The 26,294-nt window shown below is 41.7% G+C and carries 21 protein-coding genes; 7 read left to right on the top strand and 14 right to left on the bottom strand.

Annotation, left to right across the window (positions count from 1 at the left end; translation table 11 throughout):
* Positions 1-186: 186 nt before the first annotated feature.
* Together ACMXYS_RS05765 and ACMXYS_RS05760 are read left to right on the top strand one after the other, a co-directional pair.
* A complete protein-coding gene (locus tag ACMXYS_RS05765; protein WP_415897899.1) occupies positions 187-1,152 on the top strand; it encodes a porin in 966 nt (321 codons plus the stop codon).
* Positions 1,153-1,223: 71 nt separating this feature from the next.
* Entirely contained in the window at positions 1,224-1,832 is a 609-nt protein-coding gene (locus ACMXYS_RS05760) for a DUF2057 family protein (RefSeq protein ID WP_415897898.1), read from the top strand.
* 226 nt (positions 1,833-2,058) lie between these two features.
* On the opposite strand, the gene ACMXYS_RS05755 is transcribed toward ACMXYS_RS05760, so the two are convergent.
* The 5 genes from ACMXYS_RS05755 to hrpA all read right to left on the bottom strand — a co-directional run bounded on the left by ACMXYS_RS05755 (position 2,059) and on the right by hrpA (position 10,054).
* Positions 2,059-2,547: an STAS domain-containing protein gene (locus ACMXYS_RS05755; RefSeq protein ID WP_415881679.1), complete on the bottom strand. Its 489-nt coding sequence runs from the start codon at positions 2,545-2,547 to the stop codon at positions 2,059-2,061.
* Between the two features lie 2 nt (positions 2,548-2,549).
* A complete protein-coding gene (locus ACMXYS_RS05750; RefSeq protein WP_415881680.1) occupies positions 2,550-3,719 on the bottom strand; it encodes a PP2C family protein-serine/threonine phosphatase in 1,170 nt (389 codons plus the stop codon).
* A 159-nt stretch (positions 3,720-3,878) separates the two neighbouring features.
* The gene (locus tag ACMXYS_RS05745; RefSeq protein ID WP_415897897.1) at positions 3,879-4,580 is read right to left on the bottom strand and encodes a VacJ family lipoprotein; all 702 of its coding nucleotides are present in this window, start codon (positions 4,578-4,580) and stop codon (positions 3,879-3,881) included.
* 173 nt (positions 4,581-4,753) lie between these two features.
* Positions 4,754-5,755 (bottom strand): porin, encoded by a 1,002-nt coding sequence (locus tag ACMXYS_RS05740; protein WP_415897896.1) that lies wholly within the window; start codon positions 5,753-5,755, stop codon positions 4,754-4,756.
* Positions 5,756-6,127: 372 nt separating this feature from the next.
* Entirely contained in the window at positions 6,128-10,054 is a 3,927-nt protein-coding gene (hrpA, locus tag ACMXYS_RS05735; protein WP_415897895.1) for an ATP-dependent RNA helicase HrpA, read from the bottom strand.
* A 201-nt stretch (positions 10,055-10,255) separates the two neighbouring features.
* Between hrpA and ACMXYS_RS05730 the strand changes: the two genes are divergently transcribed.
* The 4 genes from ACMXYS_RS05730 (at position 10,256) to hpaR (ending at position 14,161) form a co-directional block, all read left to right on the top strand.
* Positions 10,256-11,503 (top strand): hypothetical protein, encoded by a 1,248-nt coding sequence (locus ACMXYS_RS05730; protein WP_415897894.1) that lies wholly within the window; start codon positions 10,256-10,258, stop codon positions 11,501-11,503.
* Between the two features lie 10 nt (positions 11,504-11,513).
* Positions 11,514-11,933 carry a hypothetical protein gene (locus ACMXYS_RS05725; RefSeq protein ID WP_415897893.1) on the top strand — a complete coding sequence of 140 codons (420 nt, stop codon included), beginning with the start codon at positions 11,514-11,516 and terminating at the stop codon, positions 11,931-11,933.
* Positions 11,923-13,533, top strand: a complete 1,611-nt coding sequence (locus ACMXYS_RS05720; protein ID WP_415897892.1) for a diguanylate cyclase domain-containing protein — start codon at positions 11,923-11,925, stop codon at positions 13,531-13,533. Before ACMXYS_RS05725 ends, ACMXYS_RS05720 begins: the two co-directional genes overlap by 11 nt.
* A 205-nt stretch (positions 13,534-13,738) precedes the next feature.
* A complete protein-coding gene (gene hpaR / locus ACMXYS_RS05715) occupies positions 13,739-14,161 on the top strand; it encodes a homoprotocatechuate degradation operon regulator HpaR (protein WP_415881687.1) in 423 nt (140 codons plus the stop codon).
* Positions 14,162-14,194: 33 nt separating this feature from the next.
* Here hpaR and ACMXYS_RS05710 read toward each other — a convergent pair whose 3' ends face one another.
* From ACMXYS_RS05710 to ACMXYS_RS05670, 9 genes are all read right to left on the bottom strand, one after another.
* Positions 14,195-14,905, bottom strand: a complete 711-nt coding sequence (locus ACMXYS_RS05710) for a 16S rRNA pseudouridine(516) synthase (protein ID WP_415897891.1) — start codon at positions 14,903-14,905, stop codon at positions 14,195-14,197.
* A gap of 4 nt (positions 14,906-14,909) precedes the next feature.
* Entirely contained in the window at positions 14,910-15,332 is a 423-nt protein-coding gene (locus ACMXYS_RS05705; RefSeq protein WP_415897890.1) for a hypothetical protein, read from the bottom strand.
* A 63-nt stretch (positions 15,333-15,395) separates the two neighbouring features.
* Complete coding sequence (locus tag ACMXYS_RS05700; protein WP_415897889.1) at positions 15,396-16,859, bottom strand: NAD-dependent succinate-semialdehyde dehydrogenase; 1,464 nt, start codon at positions 16,857-16,859, stop codon at positions 15,396-15,398.
* 50 nt (positions 16,860-16,909) lie between these two features.
* The gene (locus ACMXYS_RS05695) at positions 16,910-18,583 is read right to left on the bottom strand and encodes an AMP-binding protein (protein ID WP_415897888.1); all 1,674 of its coding nucleotides are present in this window, start codon (positions 18,581-18,583) and stop codon (positions 16,910-16,912) included.
* A 35-nt stretch (positions 18,584-18,618) separates the two neighbouring features.
* Positions 18,619-19,386: a class II glutamine amidotransferase gene (locus ACMXYS_RS05690; RefSeq protein WP_415881692.1), complete on the bottom strand. Its 768-nt coding sequence runs from the start codon at positions 19,384-19,386 to the stop codon at positions 18,619-18,621.
* Between the two features lie 40 nt (positions 19,387-19,426).
* Positions 19,427-19,876, bottom strand: a complete 450-nt coding sequence (locus tag ACMXYS_RS05685) for a bactofilin family protein (RefSeq protein ID WP_415881693.1) — start codon at positions 19,874-19,876, stop codon at positions 19,427-19,429.
* A complete protein-coding gene (locus ACMXYS_RS05680; protein WP_415881694.1) occupies positions 19,819-20,766 on the bottom strand; it encodes a M23 family metallopeptidase in 948 nt (315 codons plus the stop codon). Before ACMXYS_RS05680 ends, ACMXYS_RS05685 begins: the two co-directional genes overlap by 58 nt.
* 133 nt (positions 20,767-20,899) lie before the next feature.
* Positions 20,900-21,688, bottom strand: a complete 789-nt coding sequence (locus ACMXYS_RS05675; protein ID WP_415897887.1) for a TIGR00266 family protein — start codon at positions 21,686-21,688, stop codon at positions 20,900-20,902.
* A gap of 2 nt (positions 21,689-21,690) precedes the next feature.
* Positions 21,691-22,836 carry a cation:proton antiporter gene (locus tag ACMXYS_RS05670; RefSeq protein WP_415898232.1) on the bottom strand — a complete coding sequence of 382 codons (1,146 nt, stop codon included), beginning with the start codon at positions 22,834-22,836 and terminating at the stop codon, positions 21,691-21,693.
* 321 nt (positions 22,837-23,157) lie between these two features.
* Between ACMXYS_RS05670 and putA the strand changes: the two genes are divergently transcribed.
* Positions 23,158-26,274, top strand: coding sequence for a bifunctional proline dehydrogenase/L-glutamate gamma-semialdehyde dehydrogenase PutA (gene putA / locus ACMXYS_RS05665; protein ID WP_415897886.1), 3,117 nt, complete (start codon positions 23,158-23,160; stop codon positions 26,272-26,274).
* The last annotated feature ends 20 nt before the right edge of the window (positions 26,275-26,294 follow it).

Here is a 26,294-nt window from a genome sequence, read left to right as displayed (position 1 = left end):
TGAATGCCATTTTGCAGCACAGTTTTGACATTTTAAAACTCTAAGTCGGCTATTGAGCACTTAGGATTTCACAATTGATGTCCCAGTTGTCCTGAGTCAAATAGTCACTTACTGAAATACAAAGCTTCCCTCTGTGCTCGACACAAATCTGAGCGAGAGGTTCTAAAAAATACAAAAGAGGCAAACATGAAAAAACTAGCTTTATCAGTAGCTATTACCGCAACACTCGCTACCAGCACGTCCATGGCAGCAACAATCTACAGCGCTGACGGTTTAACTTATAAACTTAAAGGTGATTGGCAGCTTCAATTACGTGACGACTACAAAAAAGCCAATGATTTTGATGTAGAGTTTGATGATTTAGAGCTGAAGAACACAATCATTTACGATCTAGGCAACGATCTTAAAGCCTTCGGCCAACTAGACTTTTCCTTTAACGGTTCAGCCGACGATTCCAGTGCCAGCGATAGTAAATTGGAAGAAGCTTACCTAGGCCTTCAATACAGCAACTTAAAGTTAAAAGTTGGTAAAACCAATACGGCCGGTGACGAGTTTGGTGTGGAAGCGGCTTATGAAACGATCCTTGATGAAGATCAGTTTGATGTAGTTAAAAGCTCTGGCGATGATCTTATCCGCCTAGAAGCAAGCTTTGATAATGCCACTGTAGTTGTATCACATGAAATAGCATCAGACGGCAACGCCAGCGAAGATGGTGAAGCAACAGATCTATTTGTTAGCACTAAACTTTCTCAACTATCTCTAGCAGCAGCCTACCAAACTCATCAGGCTAGCGGTTCGACCTATTCAGATGATACTTGGGGTATTAGTGCCAAATTCGATGCTGGTTTTGCAACTTTTGGAACGGATTTCAGTTCGACTGACTATGGCAACCCAGCGACAGCTGATGCAGATATCAGTAACTTGGTCGCTATTTTCCAGCCTCTAGAAACAACACGAGTAGCGCTAGGTTACGTAAATGTAGATTCTGATGCAGACAACCAAGATGCAAGCTCTTGGTACACCAACGTGACTTATAAATTCCCGTCACAAAAGAACGTATCAGTCTTCGCCGAAGCAGCTAAAGCAAGTTTTGACGATGCTAGCGTAGATTCTGAAATCGACGTTCTTGCAGGCATGCAAATCAAGTTTTAATGGCTAAACGGTGGCTCAATAGGTCCTCCCCTTCAAGCCTATTGAGCCATTCTTACCCTCTGGAGAACCTCATGAAAAAACTAGCTTTGCTTATAACACTGATTTCTGCACCCCACGTAATGGCAGATAACCAACTACTGTTGGGAGAAGGCATTAAAGTTCACGCGGTTAACGGTAGCGAAAAGGTTTCCTCTTTGTTTACCAACAATCGATCTTTAAACCTACCCGATGGAAATAACCAACTTCTTGTTTCTTACACGGCAGAGATAAAAAATGGCAGTGATTATGAGCTAGAGCAAAGCCACCCAAGTGTACTTTCATTTAGCTCAGAGAAACAAACCCTCACACTTAAAGCACCTGAGATCAAAACCACAAGACAGTTAGAGCATTTCAACCGCGAGCTTAACTGGAAACTTAAAAACGACAAAAATCCAATTCAATTTAAAGCAGAACTACTCCCACTAAAGGGATTCCGTTTAGGGATAGATTTTGAGAGAGAGCTAGCTGATTTCAATAGATCAAACAGCAATGCTACCCAGCAGGTTTCAGTCATTGAAACACCCACTGTTTTAAAAGGAGATAAAGTGACTGATGAACAAATGAAGCTAATTTTGTTGAAAAGCTTATATCAACAAGCCTCTTCTGAAACTCAAGAGGCCTTTAAAAACTTTATCCAATAATTGCGAGAAGGTTTTTGTCTCTCAGCACGATTTATTTTGAAAAACAGCTTGACAAAAACCATCCAAAACAAAATTCAACCCACTGAAAATTAAAGACTTTTCAACCTGTATTATTTTCACGCAATTTGTTAAATAGCCAAGTTTTACGGGGCCTATAGCAACTTAACCATAAAAAACTAACAAAGTTATCCACAGAAGCTGTTTATAACTTACTTAGCGAAATAGATTACTCTTTAACTGATTCGAGCGTATTAACGAGATCTTGGAAAGCCTCCCTATTTGCTTCATTAAGATCCATAAGAATACGGTGCGCAGCAATAATTCTCTCCTGCATTTCAGCAACAGATTCCTGCACAAGCGGCAATTCTTTAAGATCTTCTACGCAAGGCGGGAGTTCTTCTAGCAGAACAAAAATATGATCAAACCCCATGGTATACAGGATTCGAGTTATATCTGAGTTTGTTGAGACAAGAGCAGGCTTATCCATTCCTGCATGATCAGCCTTAATAGCTAATTTCGCAATCAACCCTAGGGAAGTACTATCAATCCCTTCTGCTTGCGTCAGATCGATCAAAACCTCACTCACAGAAGGATCAGCTAAAGATTGTTCTAAATGGCAATCCAGAGTAGTACACAAGGTAAGACGAACATCTCCAACGAATTTGAGGACAAATCGCCCCTCAACCAAGGCTGAATATATTAAACCTTCTTGCATGATTACTGCCTGCAAATCGTCATAATTGCGATATCATCCGGAGCCGCATCAATAGTACTAGGAAGTAAAGCATCTCGAATGCTGTTCGGCCCCCCACCTTTAGTACCAGAAACCGCATCAATAAGGCGCTGTTCTTTAGCCTCCATATTCGACTCTTCCAATACTTCAAAGATACCGTCAGAGAACAATGTAATTTCAAACTCAGCATGCAGCTGCAATGTTCTCTCATCATATAGAGGCTCATGAAAGAGACCTACAGGCATCCCTCTCCCCTCAAGGAAGCGACAGCCATCCCGATCATGCAATATTGGCATAGGATGATGTCCACCTACAGCGTAACTTAAGCTAGCGTCAGCTTCATTGTATAAACCGATAAACATGCTCAAATGCTTACCTAACCCAGTATCAAGCAACTCTACGTTGATTCGATGGAGCACATCTTTTGGCGATAAAATGTCAAAACTCGATTGCCGCCTATAGTTTCTCAGAAGCCGATTAGTCATATTCTTGAGCAAAACAGTTACAAGTGCAGAAGAAGCCCCATGACCTGAAACATCGGCTAAGTAAAAGAGGGTCAATTTGTCATCGACCTTAACAGCATCAACGAAATCACCACTTAAATATAACGACGGGATTAATAGATATTGAGCTCGAACCGCCCCTAACTGAACATCAGTGGCAGGCAACATGTTTTTTTGTATCTGATGAGCCGCCTGCTGATCTGCTTTAAGCTCAGCCAAACTTTTCTCTAATTCTTCCCGATAATGAAGATTTTGCTCAATCAATTCCGCCTGATTAAGCAAGGATTTAATGGCTAGGGAGAAAGCTGGACCTTGATCAAGGATTTCAGACTGTAAGAATACATTGCTAGCTCCCTTCCTCAGCGCTGCCATCACCTGATTCACCTCACTATCAGGTAATAACGCAAGGATTGGTTTCGGGGCTTGTGACGTAGCTAAATGCTGAAGATCAACCAGCTTTAAACGCTCACTCACACCCACAATCACCAAAGAGAAACTGTGCTCTTCTAATAATTCTAATGCGTAATCACTACTAAAAGCTGTAGAAATTTTTACAGGCGGAAGGTCTAGCTGATTACAGGCGTCGACGATCGAATCAATTGCTTCTGCAACATGATCGACCAATAGAATGGTTTGGTATGCTTGCCTCATATATCAGGCCTTGCAAATTAGTCTAGAGTCCATGAGAAACCACGTTAAATCCAGTTGACTTAACTTGCAATAGATTTTTAGTCACAGATATCACGACTTACAAAAAAGCCCCAATTATATCTGAATAATTGAGGCTTTCATCCACACTAAACTTCTATATTAGAAATTGTTATCGTCGTAGTTTTCAGTATCACCGTCAGCAATATCGAAAGCACGTTTTTGCAAGTAAGCATCACGGATAAAGATATATTTATCACCAGAGATCAACTTTTCACTTTCTAATAGCTGTGCACGCGTATCAATAACACGAGTCACGTAAAGAGCATTACGCGCACCATTATCATCTAGGTGATAAACAGGGTCTACTAGAGTATCTGGGAATTTACCTACGCCATCACGAACAGTCATTGGACCGAAGAAAGGAACAACAAGGTAAGGACCGCTATTAACACCCCAGTAACCTAATGTTTGACCAAAGTCTTCATCGTGCTTTTCAATACCCATTGGTGTAGCAACATCGATAAGGCCTGCTAAACCAAAGGTAGAATTAAATGCTACTCGAGCAAAATCTTGGGTCGCATTATCAAATTTACCTTGAAGTAGGTTATTAAAGAATGTACCTACATCTGCAAGGTTTTCAAAAAAGTTATTAACACCAGTTTCAGCTACGTCAGGCATTACCGCCTTATAACCTTTTGTTACTGGTTTTAGGGCATAAGTATCTAGACCATCATTGAAACTAAACATGGTTCGGTTAAAACCTTCCCAAGGGTCTACATTGACCTCTTCCGCCATAACAGGCTGCGTTAATGCCAAAGAAACAGCACCTGCCGCTAACAAACTGCGAAATTTGGTTTTCATTAAGGATCCTTTCACTTTACCCAATAAATAAGTGGCTATTCTAGCCGAGAAATAAGCAGAAGAAAAATAGGAAAAAGGCTTAATTATGAGAAGGTTAGTAATATTATGCTTACTAACGAAAAAAGGCTTCCCGAAGGAAGCCTTTTTCTATATTTCCGTAAGGAAATGTCGACTTAGAAGTCTACGCGGTAGCCTGCAGTAGTACGATCACCAGCAACTACATCGTCAGAGTCATTCTTAACGTGCTCTAGGAAAACTCGGCCTTTACCAAGCTTCTGAGTAACACCAATGCCCCACTGCTGGTAGTCAGCATCAACAACTTGGCCATCAACTAGCTCAAAGTTGTTTTCTGTGTCGTAATCAGCATAACGAGCGTATACAGAAGTAGCACCCATAGTGTAACGAGCACCTAGCTCCCATACGTCTTCTTCTTGATCGTTAGCAGTACCAATTTCAGTTTCCTGATCTTCATACTTCAGCATTAGCTCAAGAGCATCTAGCTTGTATTTAGCAGAAAGACCCCAAGTATCAACTTCTACAGTATCAGAAGCTTCAACGTGACCGTAAGATGCAGAAACAGTTACGTTGTTAGCAGAGTAAGTACCTGCAACGTTGTAGCCATCTACATCATCATCTAGAGCGCCATCTACGTCAGAATCAGAACCATCAGATTGAAGAACGAAACCAGCGATTGCTTGGAAGCCGTTCATTTTTGGAGTGTAGTAAGCGATAGTGTTATCTACACGTTTGTGCTGATCGTTACCTAGGTTGAAACGCTCACCCCAGTTACCAGAACCTGGGTTGAATAGGTTAGTTGGAGCGCTAATTAGTAGGTAGTGTGGGTGGTACTGACGACCAATAAGAACCTGACCCCAGTCGCCTTTAGCGCCGATGTAACCTAGACGCTGACCGAACATTTGACCACCGCCGTATTCGTTAGAATCAGCTGTAGAAACGTTAGCTTCCCAGTGGAAAAGACCTTTAGTACCTTCTAGACCTAGGTCGATATCGCCTTTGATACCGATACGTGAAGACTGATCTTCAACGTTTAGATCAGCATCTTCAACGCTTTCAACACCAATACGGAAAGAACCGTATAGAGTAGCGTCAGCCTGTGCGATCATTGGTGCAGTCATAGCACCGGCAACAGCCAGAGCAATCAGTGACTTTTTCATCAACATTTCCCCTTCAATAATATTCAACATACTAGTAGTGAATTTTTTAATTTTTCTAGCATAACGCATTTAATACGCTATTACGCTATGAAAATACTATAAAAAAAATATATTTCAAATAAATGAAACACATTTTTCTTCTAAAATCTGTCTCGGCAGAACTACAAAAAACTTTAACTTCTGCCCTATATCTCTCCTGCTTTAGTACCTATAACGGGGAATTAACTCCATTTAACAAGGCCTTAGCAAGGTCTTTGAAATAAATTTCGGGCATTACAACACACCAAAAAGGCTTCTGCAACCTTTGTTTAGGCATTTATTTATCCGTTAACACCCAACAAAAGTATTACTCCCTAAATTTATTGATCTACATCAACTGACCACTTTAGCCCACTGCTGTTTAAGTCGTTTTTCAGAAACCGTACCGACGGTACCCAATTGCTGCGCAAAAAGAGAGACTCGAAACTCTTCTATCATCCAGCGATAGTTGGCTAACTCCTGATCATAGATTCCTTGAGAACAATGCTTTTCATATCGCTTTTGGTACTGAGAAAAACATTGTTGCAGCTGCTCGCTCTGTAGGCATTCTTGCCTTAGATTACGCCTAAATTTCTCAAGCCGAATTTCAATACCCTTCAAATACCTTGGATATTGTTTCAGCACATGAATCGATTCCAGCTTTATAAAACCCTTGTATATCAAATGTGATAACTGGTGTTTAATATCGTTTAAAACCGGCACCTCGTTTAACTGCACTTTACCTTTTAGCTGCTTTTGGATCCGATTATAGGTCTGACAAAGCTCGAGAATACTCCCTAACAGCTTTTCCCCTATTGGTATAATTTCGCTTTTGCACTTTAAGACAGCTTGCTCAAATTCCTTCTGCTCTCTTATAACACCATGCTCAGACAATAGACTTGAAGCACAAGCTTGCCAAATAATCTCTTGCTCCAGTTGAGCAGGCGTATACATACCACCGCTTAATAACACACATTGTGTTATTTGATCCTTCTTCAGCGCCTTCTTAAGATTACGTATCTGCTCCTTCATTGAAAGAAGGGCCAAACGCGTAATCCCTATCCTACTAATTTGAACAGACTCATCTTTATGAGATTTCAAGCATAAGGTTACTGATTCACCTTTATCTTCCAAAGCAGGATATGCTTCAACCTCAACTCCGGCATATTTACTGATCTTGCAACTTTCTTCTAATGGCCCAAAATCCCATTCGATTATACCTTCGCGTCCCCATTCACTGTCAGATTTCTCTGTTAGCCTTTCGTTTATTTGCGACGCGAATTGATCATTCAAAACTTCCCAACGTCTAGATTCACCAAGCAGCCTGCCTTTTTCATCTACTAACCGAATATTCATTGATAGATGATCAAGCAGTAAACTCTGCCTTAAATCTGACTCTTGAATTCTGATTCCAGTCATACGAAGTAGATGAAGAGCAAATACTTCGTATAAATTACCCACCCCAAATTCAACTGCGCTTATAAATGCTTCGACATAGTTAGGCACGGGTACAAAGTGCTTTCGCAGCTGTTTAGGCAAGCCCTTCAATATCGCAGCACACTTTTCTTCTAGCATTCCTGGTACCAACCACTCCATCTGTTCTAGGGGAATAGCATTTAGCAAAGGTAATGGGACCTGAAGTGTTACACCATCATCTTTTGCTCCAGGAGAAAAGTTATAAAACAATTTTAATTTGGCTGATTCCCATCTAAAAAAGTCAGGATATGCAACCACAGACACATGCTCAGCAGATCGCTGTAAGATGTCTTCTTCTTTCATCAGAAGCACATCAGGTGTCTCTTGCTCTACTTGCTTACGCCACTTTTCAAAAGCAGCACCATTAACGATACGCTCACCTTGGAGTGATTGAAGGCGTAGTCGGTAGAACTCATAAAGCTGCTCTTCATCAACAAGCAGATCCTTTCTTCGAGATTTCGCCTCTAATTTTTCAATACCACGCAATAAGGCCCTATTTTTTTTGATGAACGCAGCTTGAGAATTAAACTCCCCTTCCACCAGCGCCTGTCTGATAAAGATTTCATGAGCTATAGGCGGATCAATTTTCCCATAACTCACTTTGCGCTTAGGCACGATAATTAAGCCATATAATGTTACTTGTTCTGTCGCAACGACCTCTGCTCGTTTTTTCTCCCAATGGGGTTCACTATAATTACGCTTAATCAAATTTGGCGCTAACTTTTCTGCCCAAGCTGGATCAATGCGAGCGATACAGCGAGCATATAACTGACTGGTCTCAACAAGCTCTGCCGCAATAATCCATTTCGGTGCTTTTTTGTATACGACTGAGCCTGGGAATAAGAGAAAACGTCGGTTACGTGCTCCTAGATATTCTTTATTCTCTTGCTTAAAGCCCATATGGCTCAACAACCCGGCTAAAAGAGAACGATGAATGGCTTCGTAAGAAGCCTCTTGCTCCCGTTCAACAAACTTATCATCTTGTTGTTTGAGCTCCTTACAAATCAAATGCAATTGACGATGAGTATCTCGCCATTCACGCATTCGCATATAGGAAAGGAATTGCTTAGCAGAATATTTACGTAACTGATTTTGACTTAACTCCTGTCTCTGCTCTTCGTAGTGATCCCATAGGTTCACAAACGATAAAAAGTCAGATTCTTCATGTGCATACAAGCGATGTTTTTCATCACTGGCTTGGCGTTTCTCTTGCGGCCTTTCTCGCGGATCTTGAATACACAATGCACTCACGATAATCAAAACTTCACGCAAGCATTTATTTCTTGCAGCCTCTATGACCATCCGCCCTAAACGTGGATCGATAGGTAGTTTTGATAACTGCCAACCTACGCGCGTGATATTACGTTTTGCATCAACAGCACCCAGCTCTTGCAGCAGTTTAAAACCATCGTTGATATAACGATTATCAGGCGCATCAACAAAAGGAAACTCTGAAATATCTCCGAGCTTAAGAGATAGCATCTGAAGGATAACTGCTGCGAGATTGGTTCTACGGATCTCTGCATCTGTAAACTCAGGCCTTGCGTCAAAGTCCTCTTCAGAATAAAGCCTGATACAAGTACCTTCGGAAATACGTCCACAACGACCCGCTCGCTGGTTTGCACTTGCTTGAGAGATAGCTTCTATAGGAAGCCTTTGAACCTTAGAACGATAACTATATCGGCTAATTCTAGCTAAACCCGTATCCACTACATATTTAATACCAGGAACAGTCAAAGAAGTTTCAGCTACGTTAGTAGATAAAATCAATCGTGTAGCGGCAGCCTTACCCGAACGTTGGAATACCCTATTCTGTTCAGAAAGAGACAATCGCGCATAGAGAGGTAAGACTTCTGTATGCTTTAATTCTGCTCGTCTCAGAACTTCAGCTGTTTCACGTATTTCACGCTCACCAGGTAAAAAGATCAAAACATCACCCTGCGGCCCTTTACCCTGCTTACGCTCCATTTGCAGCAACTCTTCTACTGCAGCCAAAACCCCTTGCTGAAGATCTAAAGCTTTCTCATCTTCAGCTTCGAATTCATGCAGAGGACGATAATGCACATCTACAGGGTAGGTACGCCCCGACACTTCGATAATAGGCGCATCACTAAAATGCTTGGAAAAACGCTCTAGATCGATTGTCGCAGAGGTAATAATTACTTTTAAATCTGGGCGTTTAGGTAGGATTCGTTTGATATAGCCAAGGAGGAAATCGATATTCAGACTCCGCTCATGAGCCTCGTCGATTATCAAAACCTCATATTGCTCAAGAAAGCGATCATGACGGGTTTCACCTAGCAAAATACCATCCGTCATCAATTTGACCTGGGTATTCTCACCTACTTGATCATGGAACCGTACCTGATAACCTACCCGCTCACCCAAGGGAGTGTTTAACTCTTCAGCTATTCGACTTGCCACTGTTCTTGCAGCTAACCGGCGAGGCTGCGTATGACCAATTAATCCTTTACAACCCAATCCAAGGTCTAAGCATATTTTAGGCAATTGCGTAGTTTTACCTGAACCAGTTTCACCAGCCAACACAACCACTTGATTTTCTTCGATCGTTTTACTGATCTCTTCACGACGACTACTAATAGGTAGATCAGGGTAAGAAATATCAAGACTTAATTCTTTACGGCTCTCAACCCATTCACATGAAGCCACAAGATCATCGACTAATTTTTTTGCCGATTTTAGGTCATCTTGTTTTAGTTTATCTAGACGGCGTTTTAAACGGAAACGATCTACAATCCTACAACCATCTAATAAAGCTCTAAGCTGATTTTTACTCTGATTCAAGTGCTACGCCTGCTTTATATTCTTTAAAGGCGCAATTCTATAACAGATAGTACCTTAGGACATCTTTCCCGCGGTATATTGCTCTGGCTCAGAAATCAGCTAACTTATTAAAAATACTACAACTAATTGAGCAGCATTTTCTAATAAACCCTTCTATAATGCCTGAAAGGCTTGGACTCTGTGTTGTGACAAGGTTATTCAATGATGAAACAAATCTATTATATTTTTGCTTCCTTACTTTTACTGTTTCAATCCGCATTACTGCACGCGGACAAAACAACTGTAAGGGGCTTTTCCACAATAGGCTTAGTCAAGAGTAATTCTGGAGATGAGCTTACCTTCAGAAGAAATCTTGCGCGCACAGCTGAAGATTCAAACGCTTGGTCATTTAAATCAGACACAACGTTAGGTGTCCAAGTCGATACCATTTTAAACGACCAGTGGAGCGCATCTGCTCAACTTGTCTATAAAAATAGAATTGATCAAAGCTTAGAAAATAGTATCGAATGGGCCTATCTAAGATACCACCCGAGCCCTGACAATCCATTTAGTTACCGTATCGGTCGACTTGGGGTTGATGTATTCATGCTGTCGGAATATCGAAATGTTGGCTATGCATATCTATGGGCTAGGCCGCCTATTGAGTTCTACAGCCCTCTTGCTTTTGATTATATTGATGGTGCGGATATAACCTATTCTACTCTATTAGAAGAATCTTTCTTCCAAGCCCGATTAACTGTAGGCACCACACAAAACGATTTCGTCTATGATGACGTAACCCTTAAGGTTTCCCCTGCCATTGCCACTAGCCTGTTATGGGAAAGTGACTATTGGAAATTAAGACTGGGTTATGCACATATAGAATTAAGTGATCGCGTAGATTTTTATGAGCCTCTCATCGATGCACTGAATAGCAGTGCTCCTTTATGGCCTGATGCAGCATCCGCTGCTAATGACCTAAATTTAGAAGGGAAAAAATTCGATTACTATACCCTTGGTCTAACTTACGACAATAACCAGTGGATTGTTCAAACTGAGATAAACCAAGTTAAAACAAAAGATAATATCTTCACCTCTTCTCACAGTGGCTACATTAGCTTAGGAAGAAGAGTTGGTGATTACACTTTGTATGGAATAGGCTCTATCATCGAAAATACCGATGATATAAATCAAGTAGCAGCTGTTCCTGACTTTTTACCTCCTTTAGCTCAAGCACAACTCGCGGGTTTAAGAACCATTGTTCAAGATCAGTACAACCAAACGGGTGTTGATCAAAAATCCCTCGGCTTAGGTGTTCGTTGGGATATTTATCACAACACCGCTATAAAATTTCAATGGGACAGAACATGGGTAAAACCGCATGGAGCGGGCTTATGGGCTAAGGATTCATCGCTGGTAACGGATGAAACCGTAGACACATTTTCAATCAACGTAAACTTTTTATTCTGAGGGGGGGAAAATGATGAAGTATTTAATGATCCTCTTGTCCACGTTGATTGTTTCACTACAAGCTTCAGCAGATATGATCGTTATTTGTCACCCTGATAGTGAAGTTGAACAGCTCAGTCGAAAACAAGTAATTGATCTATATATGGGCCGCGTACAGCACTTTCCCAACGGAAACAAAGCCTCGACGCTAGATTTACCAAGCGACTCGGATCAAAGAGCGAAGTTTTACAAAGGTCTTACAGGGAAGTCACTGTCACAAATAAATGCATATTGGGCTAGACTCATCTTTGCAGGTAGAGCAACGCCTCCCCAAGCAGTACAGTCGTCTCAAGAAGTAATCGACACTATCATGAAAGACACTACAGCTATTGGTTATATTAGAAAATCAGAATTGGTGGATTCGGTTAGGGTCATAGCGCATGTTGAGTAAAGCACTCAATGCAAAACTCTCGATAAGAACAGGCATTTCGATAGCTCTATTTGCCTGTTTCTTTCTATTGATATCAGCCGTAGTACTGTTTCAACTCTCTTACAAAGAAGAACTCGACGAAATCCACAAAAATTTACAGCAGCTTGTCAAAACGGTAGAACAAAGCGCTAAAGTGGCTGTGTACCTCGAAAATGAAGAGCTTGGCACCGAAATAACCAATGGTCTAATCATCAATGACAACGTTTCTGGCGTTATCCTAAATAGCGATATTGGCATGCTGCTAACCGCTGGCGATATTTCGATAGGCTCGAAGGCTCGGTTAGTCGTTCTAAAACTAAACGATCCATTTACACCCGAGCTTCCAATCGGAAAATTAACCCTAATCCCTAATCAGGGTCTGATTGAAGCAACGGCCAAAAATCGCGCCCTGTCGCATATCATCATATTTGGCGTTAATTCAATTTTTGTTGTTTTTCTTGTAATTATTTTGGTGAATCGACTTTTGGCGGCCCCTCTCAAAAAGATCGCTCAACAATTACACGTTATAAAACCAGGTACAAGCCAACGAATTATTACACCTAAAGGTCATGAACAGGACGAAATTGGTTTACTCGTAAACGATAGTAACAACCTACTGCGTGCGATGCAGAAAACCATTCAACAAAAGAATCAACTCTTTGACGAGGTTCAAAAACTAGAGAAAAAATTCCGCCTTCTATTTGATAATGCCCGGGTAGGGATAGCACTAGTCAATATGGATGGCCAGCTACTTATGAACAACCCTGCTTTCGCTAATATCGTCGGCGAAAAGGCATGTAAGTATTTTTCTGAAAACCAAACTCAAAAATTAATTGAATTATTTGAAGAAAGGCAACAGTTAGCAAAAGCTATTCAGAAAGCCCTAACTTCTACAAACCCTGTTTCTCTGGACCTGAGTCTTAAACATGAGGATGAAGCAGATCGGCACTTACACTGCATTCTTTCACAAGTCCTGGATGAAAGTGGCGAAGTTCTTTTAGAACTTGTCATCTACGATATATCTGAGCGAGTACATCGAGAGCTTAAAGCAAGATACGAATCAGAGGTCGATACTTTAACAGGCCTGCTGAATCGCCGTGGCTGTAAACGCCTCATAAAAGAATCATTGATAGAAAAACCGAATAGCCACCACGCGATTATGCTGATCGACCTTGATCACTTTAAGCCTATCAACGATACCTACGGCCATGATGCAGGTGATCACGTTCTCAAAGAAGTCTCCAACAGATTTAATTCGGCTTTACGCAGATCCGACCTTCTTTCACGCTGGGGTGGTGATGAATTTTTGATTTTTCTAGCGGGAGACGCTGACAATTTAGAAGTGGAAGCATCAGCCGTAGCGAAAAAAATATTAGCATTACTAGAAAAAGAGATTGAAGTAGGTTTGAACAAGACAGCTCACGTAGGGGCAAGTATTGGTATTGCATTAGCGCCTCGCCACGGGAATGACCTAAACGCATTAATCAAAGCCGCTGACATCACCATGTATCAGATTAAAAAGCAGGGTAAAAACAACTATCTAATCTATGATGAAACCATGGTTATGGAAAATACGGGATAACCCACCTTTTACACCTTTCAACCAGCAAGCAGAGAAAATTAATACGTTAAATACCTTTAAAGTCTGAGCCACTTTAAATTTTCTGCCCCATTATGCAACACAGAAGCAAAAAACCTTATACATTAGGAGGATTTATACGGTTAAGCCTTGCACATTAGTTCCCGAATCCCGACAATGCGCACAATATTTTTGAAAGATCATTCACATGCGTACATTAGAAGATTCTCTACCCCTACAATTGCTGAAAGCTCGAGAAGCTACACTGTCTTTTGTAAGACCCTTATTACAAGAGAACTCTCTAACAGAGCAGCAATGGCGAGTACTACAAACCATCAAAGCTCACCAAGAGTTAGAATCAAAAGCACTTGCAGAACATTGTTGTATTTTAAGCCCGAGTTTAACTGGCATCCTTAAACGTCTAGAGCAACAGGGCTATATTCAACGCAGAAAATCGGAAGAAGACAAACGTCGGATTTTGATAAGCTTGACTGCGCAGTCTGTCGATTTAATTAAACACCTTACCCCAGCTATTGAAGAGCGCTATAAAGCTTTCTCGAATAGATACGATCAAGATAAGCTAAAACAGTTAATGACTCTTTTAGCAGAAATTGAAGCGATAGAGCCATAGCTATTCTGAGCTATCGCCTTTACAAGTTCCCTCCTAAGAACTTGTAAAGAGCGCTACCTCTTCCTCAACTAACTCCCTACTTTCTCCCGGCGATAGGGATACATCTAAATCCAGATCGCCAATAGAAAGCCTTTTTAAGCCCACAACCGGATTTCTAAACCGTCCGAACATTCTTTTTATTTGATGGTAACGACCTTCTTGCAGAGTAACTAGAGCACTATGAGTATCAATAATCTCTATATCGGCCGGCTTTGTAGTTATGTCTTCATAGGGAAAATACATCCCCGCTTTAAAGGCAGGAACATACTCTTCAGATAAAGGCTTAGCGAGATCGACTTTATAACGTTTCGGCACCTTTCTATCCGGAGAAGCTATTTTACTCGACCATTCACCATCATTGGTTATCAATAAAAGCCCTGTTGAATTGAGGTCTAATCGACCTGCAATATGCATATCACCATAAGGCTCTGTAAGTAGATCAATTACTGTAGGGTGGATCGAATCTTTGGTCGCGCTAACATAACCAACAGGCTTATTCATCATCAGATAAATTGGGCGATTATCTTGTAGCACTTCCCCATCACACTCAATTATAGAAAAACGGTCAATGACTTGATTCGCAGCCAAAGCAGGAAAGCCATCAACCATAATCTTTTGTTGAGCAATAAGTAATCTCACATCCCCACGTTTATATGATGTTCTGGAGGCAAGAAAACGATCTAAGCGGGATTTATTGACGGCCATAAAATTACTTAGCTATTTCATCCGTCGATAACGGATCTTCAGGTTCGCCATTCAGCCATGAATCAATATCGGTGTTTTCAGATTTCAACTCAGGAACCTCAGGTCGTCGAGGTTTATTATCACTAATCCAGTTATCTAATAGATCAGCATCCTCAATGTTTTTCTCTGGCTGTAGTGGTGGGATAGGGTCTCCTTCACAGCCAGACCAATCAATATCCCCCATCATAACGCCGTCTTCAAAGTCATCGGTGGGCACAGCAACGCATAAATCTTCAATCGTTGCTTCTTTTAAAGACTCTACATCCGCACAAAAATGGACATCTTTTTCGCACTGATCACAATGCCTTACAAATGGGTCCTCAGTTTTATCCAAATCATCCCAAGCTTTAGGGCACTTGTAATTAATCTTACAATCTCTTTTATCCACTGGGACCTCTACTAAGACGCCAATAATTCAAGCTTATTATCATGTAATTAGGACAAATAAAATCTAAGCGTTTAAACCGCCCATACAGATATATTTTGTTTCTAAATAATCATCCAACCCATATTTAGACCCCTCTCTACCATGACCTGATTCTTTCACTCCCCCAAAAGGAATTAATTCAGAACTAATAGCGGTCTCATTAACCCCAACCATTCCGTATTCTAGCGCTTCAGAAACCTGCCAAATGCGCGAGATATCTTGTGTATAGATATATGAAGCCAGACCAAACGAAGTGTCATTAGCCATGGCAATAGCATCTGCATCCGTTTTAAATTTAATTACGGGAGCTACTGGGCCAAAAATCTCTTTATTAAAGATATCCATATCAGGCTTTACATCAGCTAAGACTGTAGGTTCATAAAACCAACCATCAAGATCTGAAGATTTTCCACCTGTCACTAACCTAGCCCCCTGATCAAGGGCATCTTTCACCACAGTATCAATTCCCGCCAACGCTTTATCGGTGATCACTGGACCTAGCGTTGTATTTTTATCAAACCCATCCCCTAAACGAAACACTTTGATGGCATCAATAAATTTAGCTAAGAAGCGATCATATATCCCTTCTTGTACCAACAAACGATTTGCACAAATACAGGTCTGCCCCGAGTTTCTGAATTTTGATGCAATTGCTCCAGCAACCGCTAGGTCAATATCAGCATCATCAAAGACAACTACGGGCGCATTACCACCCAGCTCCATTGATGTACGTTTAACCGTATCTGCGCACTGTCGTAGTAAGAGCTTTCCTACGGGTGTGGATCCAGTAAAGGTAAGTTTTTTCACGATTGTACTATCTGTAAACACCTTACCAACTTCTTCTGCATTTAGGCATGGCAAGACATTAAATACTCCAGCAGGAACACCTGCTCGATCGGCCAGCTCAGCTAAGGCCAATGCGGATAAAGGAGTTTCTGGTGCTGGTTTGAGCACAATAGAGCAACCAGCGGCTAGCGCTGGTGCGACCTTACGCGTAATCATCGCATTAGGAAAATTCCATGGTGTTATTGCTGCAACCACACCTACTGGTTGCTTAATAACAAGACTACGTCGATCTTGAGCGGAAGGTAAAATATCACCGTAAATACGTTTAGCTTCTTCAGCAAACCATTTCAGATAAGAAGCGCCATAAAGTATCTCACCCTTAGCTTCGGCAAGTGGTTTACCTTGTTCAAGCGTTAATATTGAGGCGAGTTCATCTGCATTATCAATAATAAGATCATGCCAGCGTTGCAACACATTGGAACGTTCAGCAGGCGACTTTACTTTCCACTCTTGCATCGATGCTTGAGCAGCCTCGATTGCATCCTTCGCTTCCTGCTCTCCAACATTTGTAACTTGCGCAATGGTTTCGCCATTAGCAGGGTTAAAAATTGGGAATTCAGCTCCACTATCGCTTGCTACCCATTCACCGTTGATAAAAGCTTTGGTTTGTATCAAACCTGAATCGCTCAAACTAAGTCCCATACTTCACCTTCATTTGTGCCAACAAAAACGGGCATAGCCTATGAACTTGGCTAAATTCTTTTACGTATTTTTTGCAGGCGATTTATTTCTTCTTCTAATAACGAACGTCTTAACACCTTACCCACATTGGACTTTGGAAGATGCGTTCTGAATTCAACTAAACGAGGCACTTTATAAGAGGTTAAACGTTCGCGGCAATATTCTCGCACTTGTTTAACAGACAAACGTCGATTGGATGTGACCACAAATAATTTAATGACTTCACCGCATATTTCATCGGGCAAACCAACAACAGCACATTCAACAACATCAGGATGGCTAGAAATAGTGTTTTCTAACTCATTAGGATAGACCGGAAAACCAGAGATATTAATAATGTCTTTCTTACGATCAACAATACGTAAGGTGCCATCATCCAGTACTCGAGCAATATCACCTGTCGCCAACCAACCTTCTGAATCCGGTATCAATGAGTTATCTCGCCAATACCCAGACATCACTTGAGGGCCACGCACATAGAGCTCTCCCGTTTCGCCAGAGCAGAGATCTTCCCCTTGCTCCCCAACGATACGCACCTCAGTCAGCGGTAAAGGCCTACCTACAGATCCATATCGAGAGTTGTGCGGCTCTTCAATGGCTACAACAGGAGAAGCCTCCGTAAGACCATACCCCTGAATAATCTGGCAGCCTGTTACACTTTCCCACTCATCGCTTACAGAGCGCGTTAGCGCCATTCCTCCAGAAAGTGTCAACTTTAGCCGGGTCATATCCAGTTGGTTGAACAAGCTATTACGACAAAGTGAAACAAACAGAGTATTTATGCCTGAGAATACGGTGAAATCCCATCGACCTAGCTCATTAACTAACCCTTGAATATCACGAGGATTCGTAATTAACACCACTTGGGCACCCAAAACTGGCATTACCAAACAGTTAAGTAGAAAACCATAGATGTGGTACAGCGGCAAAGGTGCGATCGCAATCTCTTCACCCGCTCTCAATGTATCTGGTAAGCGATGTTTCAACTGCAACACATTTGCAATCAAATTCCTATGACTTAATACGGCACCTTTCGGCGTCCCAGTAGTGCCCACTGTGTATTGAATCAATACAGGCTGCTCTGAATCTCGCTGCACTGTTTCTAAAGTGTAATGTCCGCCTTTAGTTAGCGCTTCTCGAAAACCAACCGCATCTTTTAATCGATATCTAGGAACAATTTTACGCAAAAATTTCGCCGAATAATTGATCATTAAACGACGTACCAAAGGATGGATATCACCAAGTTCTGTGACTATAACCGTATGAATATTTGATTGGGGTAAAACCTCTTCTAATAAGTGGGCACTATTAGCAAGAATAATGACACCTTTAACACCAGCATCATTGAATTGGTGTAACGTTTCAGCCGAGGTATAAAGGGGATTAGTGTTTACGATAACTAAGCCTGCTCTTAGAGCAGCCAACACTGCGATTGGGTACTGCAAGGTATTCGGTAGCTGAATCCCAATCCGATCACCAGGTTGAAGAGAGGTACAGTTTTGTAGGTAAGCTGCTAATTTATCAGCAAGATTATCTAGCTCAGCATAAGTCAAAGTTGCCCCCATATGGGTGAAAGCATCTTTATAGGCGAAATTATTGCAAGCTCGATCTAGAAGCTCCGTGACACTCCCGACGTTTCTGATATCCTGCTGCAATTGCTCGAGAGAATCTCTTTTCACACTCACCTGAAAAGCTCCTTATACTCAGGCCAAACTATCCGCTATTGAGGCAGCCCTTCAACAAAGGTCACCAACTCTCCAGGTTGTAGTGCAATCCAATCCTCATTATCCGTTAACGGTACTGTCGCAATTACCGTGACGATATCTTTAGGTGTCGTTTCTTTAACAAAGTCCACCTTCATTTCACAGTCTGTAAGACTCGCTTCGCCAAAAGGTGCTTTACGAGTCAACCAGGACAATTTACTGCCACAGAACGCAAATAGATGGGTAGATTCTGTTAGGAGCATATTGAATACACCTAACTCTCTTAACTGGTCACAACGCTGCTTGATGAATTTAGAAAGTTCTTCAAAACACTCAGGGCGTTGAGGAAATGCTTTTCTGATTTCACCCAATAACCAACAGAATGCATATTCACTATCTGTCGTACCCACTGGGTGATAAAAAGAAAGAGGCTTATCAAACAGAGCTTTATCCAGCTGGCCATTGTGCGCAAATGTCCATGTAAAGCCCCAAAGTTCCCTTTGAAATGGATGAGTATTTTCAAGGCAAATATTGCCTACATTTGCTTGCCGAATGTGACTGATAACCACATGACTTTTAATCGGGTGTTCTTTGACTAGGCTAGCAATTTTAGAATCGACACTCGGGTTGGGATCATGGAAGCAACGCGCACCTTTACCCTCATAGAAAGCAATTCCCCAACCATCTTTGTGAGGCCCCGTCCCCCCACCACGCTGCATCAGCCCGGCAAAGGAAAAGCAGATATCAGTAGGTACATTGGCACTCATACCCAACAATTCACACATCGCTACAATCCTTAATCAACGACAACGAGGTCAGACCGACTTATTCAGATTTATCTTCCAGAACAATTTTATCTGGTAGGGAATCAATAGCATCAGAGCCCGATTCAATCTTACTGCTTTCATCCATCAGCGCAGAGGTTTCTTTCATTCGACGCTCGCCGACAAAACAACCATCTGGATGAATAGACATCTGTTTGCTTTCGACTGTAGCTCTAACTTGTCCACCTGAATCTATATGAAGCTCATCACAAATAACTTCACCTTCAAGTAGACCACACACGTCTACACCGCGCGCTTTGATTAGCCCACGAACATGACCAGATTTACCAATAGAGATGTTATCTAGAGAACTCACATTGCCTTCGAACATGCCATCGATGTGCATTTTCCCAACGATGCTCATATCTCCGCAGAACTTATTGCCTTCAGCAATTATTGTAATGGCTGACTGTGCTGGTTTAGCGGATACATTTCTTTTAAGGATGCCCATTTAACTCCCTTAACCTTTGTAAACAAAGAGTCAAAATTTGTTATGTCCCAGGAGAGGAAAGGTTCGGGGTCTATTGCTGTATACATGTGGCGAATCTCATAATGTAGATGTGGCCCAGTAGACATACCCGTATTACCACTTAATCCTATCAGCTGTCCCTTACTGACAAATTCTCCAGTTTTTACTTTTATTGCGTCCAGATGCGCAAAGTACGTTTTAAATCCAAAGTTATGTTGAACTTTAATCAACTTACCAAAAGATTTGTTATAAGCTGCAAATTCAACGATACCGTCTGCAGTTGCATATACTGGCGTGCCTTTGTTCGCTTTAAAATCTATGCCATTGTGCATCACCCGTCTTTTTCGTACCGGATGAAAGCGTGATCCGAATTTATCCGTGACTCGGATCGCCTGAATTGGCACACCATTTGGAATACTATGTAAAAAGAATAAACGTTTGTTAGCTTCGATAGTCAGCTGCTCAGCTCGAAAAGGGTCAATTTTTTCAGCTGTGTCCAAACCTAATAGGTTTTCCAGCCCATACAAAGAGTTATCCAACGAGGAGTTCAACTCTCCAATACGAATATTCTCCTCTTCTAACTTATCACGCTCATCTTTCAAAGAGCTTAGCGATAAACTGAGCTCTTTTAATTCTTCTATATAAAGTTGCTGCGACCCTACCATCAGTTCATAGTTTTCGCTAAGTTCCTGATGATCCTCTTCCAGATCAGACAGGTAATCAGTTTTAACCACCAGCAGAGCATTTGAAACAAAAAAGCTAATAGCTGACAAAATCAGAAATGCCAACAAAAGGTACTTTGCTACTTGGTTAAACGTATATTGGCGAGAACCATAGACAGTAGTCAGGGTTATAACCAGTTTATTTCTCAAGATAACACCTGTAACGACTTGAGATGGGTAAAATCAAGGCACTAAATATACCTATTTTTACATCCATTGTCATAGTCATTACAGGCGAAAGCCACAGATAATAAAGGGAATTATCCTATTGTGTAATACGATCTTAATCTCCATCCAACATTCGGCCAATACCACCTAAAACCGAACCTTCACCCTTATCACTACCACCAGATGATGGCGCTGATGCAATTAATCGATCAGCAAGGCGTGAGAACGGTAGGCTTTGAACCCAAACACCGCCTGTCCCTTTCAGCGTGGCAAGCCAAAGTCCCTCACCGCCAAAGATCATTGATTTCAACCCTTTGACCATTTCAATATCGTATTCAATTCCTTCAGTAAAACCGACTAGGCAACCCGTATCGACCCTTAGGGTTTCATCATTTAACTCTTTACGCACAACCGTGCCACCTGCCTGCACAAAAGCCATACCATCGCCTTCAAGTCTCTGCAGGATAAAACCTTCACCACCAAAGAAACCCGCGCCAATTTTCTTAGAAAACGCAATTTCCACTTTGGTGCCCAAGGCTGCGCACAAAAAAGCGTCTTTCTGACAGATAACTTTTTCACCATAATCCGCCAAATTTAAGGGCACAATGCTACCAGGATAAGGCGCAGCAAAAGCGACACGTCTCTTACCACTACCCTCGTTACCGAAATGAGTCATAAAAACGGATTCACCCATAACCATGCGCTTACCAGCAGAAAAGAGTTTACCCATTAAACCTTGATCAGGCTCTGATCCATCGCCCATTTTGGTTTCAAAATTGATCCCCTCTTCCATGTAATTCATCATGCCGGCTTCAGCAATCACCTTTTCACCAGGGTCTAACTCCACCTCAACAATTTGAAGAGATTCACCAATAATTTCGTAATCAACCTCATGACAACGCATTATTACATCCTTTTATCTAACTTATTTATAAGTAAGGGTGTCGTAGTTGCTTGTATACCTAACGAGAACAAAACAACACCGTATGCTATAGATTGAATAGTAAACCAAGCATCGATTTCAAGAGGTAACGATAAAGCCAATGCAATAGCAACAGCGCCTCGCATACTGCCCCAATACAAAATCAGCTGATCACGCCAATCTATTTCCATCTTAGGTAATAGATTTATGACTGGCGCTATAAACAATAACCCTAAGGCTCGTGCCAACAGCACCGCTCCAATACCGATCAACATAGCTAGCCATTGCTGCTCAAACATCCCCCAAGTAACCGTGACACCTAGAAGAACAAAAATTAGGGCACTAGCAAGATGGTTATTGAATTCCCAGAAAGCGAACAAAAACTGCGTTTCATATGCAGCTCCTTTTCTACGTATCAACTCACCAAAGCCAAGCCCTGTTACTAAAACACTCATTACGCCTGAAAGATGTAAAAAGTACTCAGCGATCAGGTAACCGCCATAAGCGGCACATATTGTTAATATTATTCGACTGAACTGATTGGAAATTATTAAAAACAGGCCTCCAAAGATCAGTAGTGTTCCTCCACCCACGGCAAGACCACCCAGAAAAATTTTCAAGAATTCACCAAGCGAATAAGCAAAGCTAATCTCATTACCCGGCATTAGGAGCAAACTGCTTAAAATGCCGAACAGCAAAATAGCTAAGGCATCGTTAAATAAACTCTCCCCTTCTAGAAGCGTCACCAGTCGATCAGAAGCACCGACCTGCTTTAACAAACTGATAACAGTTGCTGGATCAGTAGCTGACAATATCGCACCCGTCAGTAGCGCTGTGATAAGAGTAAAATAGGCAGGATAACCGATTCCCCAGTAGAGGAACCCGGCACTAATCGTTGTCGCAAAAAGCATTAAAGGGATTGATAACAGTAAAATAGCAGCAAGATTCTTTAGCAAATTTTTAATATCAATACGCAAAGTAGATTCGAAGAGCAAAGCAGGTAGCAGAAGATAAAAGACCAAATAGTGGAATTGCTCCCAACGTAGTCCAGTATCAATACCTAACGTTGTAATTAACTCAGACCCTATAAATCCAAATACAACCAACAACAAAGCAAAGGGCAACTTCATAAGGGAAGCAATGGGTTTGATAAGAGCGATAGCTAATAATGCAGAAAGTACCAACAGCAAGATATGAATTATTCCCATCCAATTATCTTCCTTAATCCTGTTTCACTAAGTATGCATGAGAATCAAAAAAACACCTCTTACTCAGTTAAAAGTAGCTGGCCCACAAGAAACAAGAGAACACTTTTTATACAAATAACAACCTATAACTCTTTAATTCCCAAGCAATTTAGGGATATTTGCCCGAAGACTAAGATCTTTCTTGATAATCCCGACACCTACACAGATGATCAACTAAACTGTCTTAAAAAATGGATTTGTTAGATGCTACCAGTAAGCCAGCTTTTATCTGCAGAGATCTCCCCCGCCGATCAAGATACATTATGGCGTACCATCACTGACTATTACTGTCATGATGAAACATCTCTATGCGATCAACTGCTGGAAGTCACACCAAACTCTTCTAAAGCAAAATCTAAGGCAACCGATTGGGTCAACACAATTCGTAATCTAGATAGTCCACTGTTTTCAGTGAACACGCTCATGTCAGAATTCGGATTAGAAAGTGATGAAGGCATTGCTTTACTTGCCCTAGCTGAAGCGCTGTTACGGATACCTGATACAGAGACTGCTCAAGCACTTATTTACGATAAACTGGATTCTCTTGCACTCGAGCCCGCAAAGTTCTTAAAAGCGCATTCCACTTTCCTTGAAAACGGCACCTTTTGGGGCATAGCCCTAAGTCAAAAGCTTATAAGCAAAGAACATTCTGCGGATAGTATTTTAAACAATGTTTGGCAACGCTTAGGTAACTCAGTCGTACACCAAGCCCTTGCAATTGCAGTATCCCAAATAGGTAAGCAATTTGTATTTGCTGAAGATATAAATACCGCCCTAGAACTCAGATGTGATTACAATCAAAAAACGTTCTTCTCATTTGACATGTTGGGTGAAGCCGCTGTTTGTGATCAAGATGCTCAAACCTATTTTGAAGCTTATCTAGAAGCCATTCAGACCGCTGGCCAAGAAAATCCAGAGGGCAATACCAGCATCTCAATCAAACTCTCTGCCTTACACCCTCGTCTTGAAAATAGCCATTTTGACCAATTACAAAAGCAGTTGATGCATAAGTTATTCCAGCTCCTTGTTACCGCACGCAACCTTGATGTTGCCATAACAATCGATGCTGAGGAGTCTGAACGCTTAGAAATTACTCTATTAATTTTCGAACAACTGCTACGAAGTGAACTGTGTCTTGGCTGGGGTAAGTTGGGATTAGCTGTTCAAGCCTATAGTAAACGCGCTTTACCGACACTTAGGTGGCTTTCGCTCATTGCTTCTGATTGTGAAACACCAATCCCCATCAGATTAGTTAAAGGTGCTTATTGGGACAGCGAAATAAAACACAGCCAACAAAATGGTCTCACGAGCTACCCGGTGTTCACCCACAAAGCCGCAACGGATCTCTCCTACCTGACCTGTGCTAAGTTTCTTTTATCCCATCAATCTGGATTATTAAGTCCGCAGTTTGCGACTCACAATGCACTTACTATTGCTCAGATAATAGAGATTCCTACAGAGAAAACATTCGAATTTCAGCGCTTACATGGCATGGCCGATCCTCTCTATCAACAAGTTCTATCAGAAACGGATCATAACTGTCGGATTTATGCCCCTGTTGGCAATCAGAACAACCTACTGCCCTACTTAGTTAGGCGTTTACTGGAAAATGGTGCTAATTCCTCATTTGTTTTCCAGTTACACGATCCTAATGTCAGTACTGAGGAAATAGTCGAATCACCGCTGAAAAGTATGCAGAGCACCTCTTACGAGCTACCTCTACCCAGCCAGGTTTTCGAAAAACAAAGAGAAAATTCGGCAGGTGAGCCCTTGGGGAGCTTAGATTGCTGGCAACAGTGGCGAAGCATTATTGAGTATTACGGACAAAAGAAATGGTACTGCCAACCAATCATCGCCGGTGAGGTTACGGATGGTCTTAATCTACAACCTGTCCATGCTAATTATCGTTTAGATAAAATTGTTGGCTATCAAAGTACCGTAGATAAAACCCAGATAAAACAAGCTATTAGCATCGCTGAACAGTTCTTTCCAGAATGGCGCGATCAGGATGTCTCCGTGCGATGCAAAATCTTAATGAATTACGCACGTTTACTTGAACAAAATAAAGCTGAGTTGGTTTCCCTCTGTATCCTAGAAACAGGTAAAACGCTACAAGACGCTTTAGCCGAAGTAAGGGAAGCTATCGACTTTTGTTTCTATTACGCTGCGCTTGCTGAAAAACAACTATTGCCTCAGCACCTTCCATCCGTAACAGGTGAAGAAAACACGCTGCACTACCAAGGGCATGGAGTGTTCCTTTGCATTAGCCCTTGGAATTTCCCATTGGCCATTTTTACCGGTCAGATCGCTGCAGCACTCGTTTGCGGGAATACAGTACTGGCCAAACCATCATCAAATAGTGGATTAACGGCATTTAAAGCCACCGAACTATGGTACGCAGCTGGCTTACCTGAATATTGTTTACAATTGATACCTTATGCTGGCGCTGAACATTCTGAAGCCTTGCTAACTGATTCACGCATTGCCGGTGTTACGTTTACAGGATCAACTCAAGCAGCCAGCACAATTAACAAACAATTAGCCAATCGCCATGATGGCTCTATTATTCCCTTTGTCGCAGAAACTGGCGGTTTAAATGCCATGATCGCTGATAGTAGCGCCCTGATTGAACAGGTAGTGCTAGATGCCATTCATTCTGCGTTTAACAGTGCGGGGCAAAGATGCTCTGCATTACGCGTTTTGTACGTACAGGAAGAGATCGCTGAGGTAATCGAGGAGAAACTCATCGGGGCCATGCAAACCCTAAAAATTGGTAGCCCCGAAGAGTTGGCAACTGACTTAGGTCCGGTCATTAATCAAAATTCCATGCAAAGGCTCTATGAACATATTGAACGGTGCCGTTTACAAGATAAATTGCTGTTTGAACTAGAACTTTCAGACCAACACAACCAAGGCTGTTTTGTACCGCCTACTCTAATCCGGCTAAACTCCATGGATGAACTAACGGGAGAAGTTTTCGGCCCAATTCTGCACATTATTCGCTACCAGAAACATAACTTGGAAAGGGTTATTTATGACATTAATCGTAGCGGATTTGGTCTGACGCTCGGTGTTCATTCCAGAAACGATCTCTTTATAGAGCAAATAACCACACAAGCCCTAGTAGGCAACATCTATATTAATCGTGATCAAATCGGGGCTATCGTTGGTAGCCAGCCCTTTGGCGGTATGGGATTATCAGGAACAGGCCCTAAAGCTGGGGGGCCAAACTACTTAAAACGTTTCGTATGTGAAAAAACCATTACACGGAACACAACCGCATCCGGGGGGAATAGAACACTTTTAAGTAAAAAGCTCTAAAAAAGCTACTTTAGATCAGT

Source organism: Neptuniibacter sp. QD57_21 (assembly GCF_047778075.1).
In the GTDB taxonomy this organism is placed as follows: Bacteria; Pseudomonadota; Gammaproteobacteria; order Pseudomonadales; family Balneatricaceae; genus Neptuniibacter.
Note: the sequence above shows the minus strand (reverse complement) of the source record. Positions and strands in the feature narration are given on the sequence as shown.

Coding starts and splice junctions, on each gene's coding strand:
- ACMXYS_RS05765 (WP_415897899.1), top strand. CDS start 187: ATGAAAAAACTAGCTTTATCAGTAGCTATTACCGCAACACTCGCTACC.
- ACMXYS_RS05760 (WP_415897898.1), top strand. CDS start 1,224: ATGAAAAAACTAGCTTTGCTTATAACACTGATTTCTGCACCCCACGTA.
- ACMXYS_RS05755 (WP_415881679.1), bottom strand. CDS start 2,547: ATGCAAGAAGGTTTAATATATTCAGCCTTGGTTGAGGGGCGATTTGTC.
- ACMXYS_RS05750 (WP_415881680.1), bottom strand. CDS start 3,719: ATGAGGCAAGCATACCAAACCATTCTATTGGTCGATCATGTTGCAGAA.
- ACMXYS_RS05745 (WP_415897897.1), bottom strand. CDS start 4,580: ATGAAAACCAAATTTCGCAGTTTGTTAGCGGCAGGTGCTGTTTCTTTG.
- ACMXYS_RS05740 (WP_415897896.1), bottom strand. CDS start 5,755: ATGAAAAAGTCACTGATTGCTCTGGCTGTTGCCGGTGCTATGACTGCA.
- ACMXYS_RS05730 (WP_415897894.1), top strand. CDS start 10,256: ATGATGAAACAAATCTATTATATTTTTGCTTCCTTACTTTTACTGTTT.
- ACMXYS_RS05725 (WP_415897893.1), top strand. CDS start 11,514: ATGATGAAGTATTTAATGATCCTCTTGTCCACGTTGATTGTTTCACTA.
- ACMXYS_RS05720 (WP_415897892.1), top strand. CDS start 11,923: ATGTTGAGTAAAGCACTCAATGCAAAACTCTCGATAAGAACAGGCATT.
- hpaR (WP_415881687.1), top strand. CDS start 13,739: ATGCGTACATTAGAAGATTCTCTACCCCTACAATTGCTGAAAGCTCGA.
- ACMXYS_RS05710 (WP_415897891.1), bottom strand. CDS start 14,905: ATGGCCGTCAATAAATCCCGCTTAGATCGTTTTCTTGCCTCCAGAACA.
- ACMXYS_RS05700 (WP_415897889.1), bottom strand. CDS start 16,859: ATGGGACTTAGTTTGAGCGATTCAGGTTTGATACAAACCAAAGCTTTT.
- ACMXYS_RS05690 (WP_415881692.1), bottom strand. CDS start 19,386: ATGTGTGAATTGTTGGGTATGAGTGCCAATGTACCTACTGATATCTGC.
- ACMXYS_RS05685 (WP_415881693.1), bottom strand. CDS start 19,876: ATGGGCATCCTTAAAAGAAATGTATCCGCTAAACCAGCACAGTCAGCC.
- ACMXYS_RS05675 (WP_415897887.1), bottom strand. CDS start 21,688: ATGCGTTGTCATGAGGTTGATTACGAAATTATTGGTGAATCTCTTCAA.
- ACMXYS_RS05670 (WP_415898232.1), bottom strand. CDS start 22,836: ATGAAGTTGCCCTTTGCTTTGTTGTTGGTTGTATTTGGATTTATAGGG.
- putA (WP_415897886.1), top strand. CDS start 23,158: ATGCTACCAGTAAGCCAGCTTTTATCTGCAGAGATCTCCCCCGCCGAT.